The sequence below is a fragment of the Synechococcus sp. R6-10 genome (assembly GCF_047461815.1).
Lineage (GTDB): Bacteria > Cyanobacteriota > Cyanobacteriia > Thermostichales > Thermostichaceae > Thermostichus.
In genome coordinates this window covers 1-1,657 of record NZ_JANSHW010000599.1, presented here as the reverse complement: position 1 = coordinate 1,657, position 1,657 = coordinate 1, and the positions used below count along the sequence as shown (strand labels likewise).

Here is a 1,657-nt window from a genome sequence, read left to right as displayed (position 1 = left end):
GAGGTTCGCCGGGTCCAGCTCACCCCGTCCGGGGAGGTGAGGATGGTGCCGTCGTCCCCCACCGCCACGAAGAGGCCGTTCCCGTAGGCCACGCCCTCGAGGAAGTTGCCCAGGTTGCGTAAGGTCCAGGTGGTGCCCGCCCCACCGCCGCCCCCGCCGCCACCGCCACCCGGTGCGCTCACCGTGAGGCTCAGGCTCGCCGTCTTGATGAGGCTCCCGCTGGTGGCCCTCACCTGAAGGTTGTAGGTGCCTGTGGCCACGCCGCTACCCACGCTGACGGTCAGGTTCTGGGACACGGCGTTGGACCCGGTCACGTTCACGCTAGTGGGCGAAAGAGTCACGCCGCTGGGAGCGCCCACCAGGGAGAGGTTCACCGTCCCGGTGAAGCCGCCCTGCGGGGTGATGGTCAGTTGGGTGGTGCCGCTAGCCCCCTGCTGGACCGCGAGGCTGTCAGGGCTGAGGGAGATAGTGAAGTCGGGGGAGCCACCGCCACCCCCTCCGCCGCCACCGCCGCCACCTCCCCCACCCGACGCGCTCACCGTGAGGGTCAGGTCCGCCTCCCGGGTGAGGCTCCCCGAGGTGGCCCGCACCTTCAGGCGGTAGGTGCCCGTGGGCGTGGTGGGCTGGGCGGAGAGGGTCAGGGAGCTCGTACCGACCTGGACCGTATCGGGAGAAAGCGTGAGGCCCTGGGGCACCTGGTCCTGCCCCGCCACTAGGGAGAGGCTCACCGTCCCGGTGAAGCCGTTCTGGGGGGCCGTGAGGGTGGTCTGGCCGTTAGACCCCTGCTGGACCGTGAGGCTCGTGGGGTTGAGGGAGATGGCGAAGTCAGGGGGCGCGTTCACGGTGAGGGTAAGAGCCCGCTCGATCACCTGGTTCCCGTAGGCCGCCCGCACGGTGAGGTTCCGGCTTCCTGTGGGGGCTTTCGGAGCCACCTACACCTCCAGGGTCTCCTGCACCTGCTGGCCTCTGGGCACGTTCAGGTTCCGCTGGACGGCGTTGGGGCTCAGCCAGGAGACGGGCTGCCCCCCCTCTAAGACGCTCAAGGAGACCTGCCCCTGGAAGCCGTTCTGCGAGGTGAAGGTGAGGGTCAGGGTCACGGTCTGCCCCTGGACCACGGCGGGATTCTGGGGCGAAATCCCCGCCAGGGTAAGGTCCGGCTGGGCCAGGGTAAGGTCCGGCTGGGGCTGGCCCCCGCCCCCGCAGGCCGCCAAGAGCAGGGCTAAACCGGTCAAGAGTCCGTACCACACGCCTTTACGCATTCCTGCCTCCTTTCCGGGACCCTGGGGTCCCTACCTCCATCTTCCTCAGGGGGGCTTACAAAAACCTTAACCACCCCCTCAACCCCCTCAACACCGGGTTGACTGGTTCTGTGGTTTCCCCTGGCCCTCCTTCCCATCCCCCTTGGGCTTCTCCTTGCCCTGGTCCTCCTGCTTCAGAGCTTGGTCCTCCAGCCTCTTCGTGAGCCCCTCCAGCAGGCGCTCCGAGAGCCCCAGGGCCACGAAGAGCCCGTAGGCGGAAGAGCCCCCCCATTGTCCCCCCCAGGCACCGGCATGTCAAGTCGCGATTTTTGTGGGTTTTTCTTCCACGGCCCAAAGCGGGCCCATGTCCAGGTAACGCCGGAAAGCCCAGTCCTCCGTGGCCCTCAGCATCACCACCG

The 1,657-nt window shown here is 68.1% G+C and carries 2 protein-coding genes; both read right to left on the bottom strand.

Annotation, left to right across the window (positions count from 1 at the left end; translation table 11 throughout):
* On the bottom strand, positions 1 to 893 hold an 893-nt coding region (locus NW837_RS14390), incomplete at its 3' end, for a putative Ig domain-containing protein (protein ID WP_414332268.1).
* Positions 894 to 932: 39 nt separating this feature from the next.
* Positions 933 to 1,259 carry a hypothetical protein gene (locus tag NW837_RS14385; protein WP_414332267.1) on the bottom strand — a complete coding sequence of 109 codons (327 nt, stop codon included), beginning with the start codon at positions 1,257 to 1,259 and terminating at the stop codon, positions 933 to 935.
* Positions 1,260 to 1,657 lie beyond the last annotated feature (398 nt).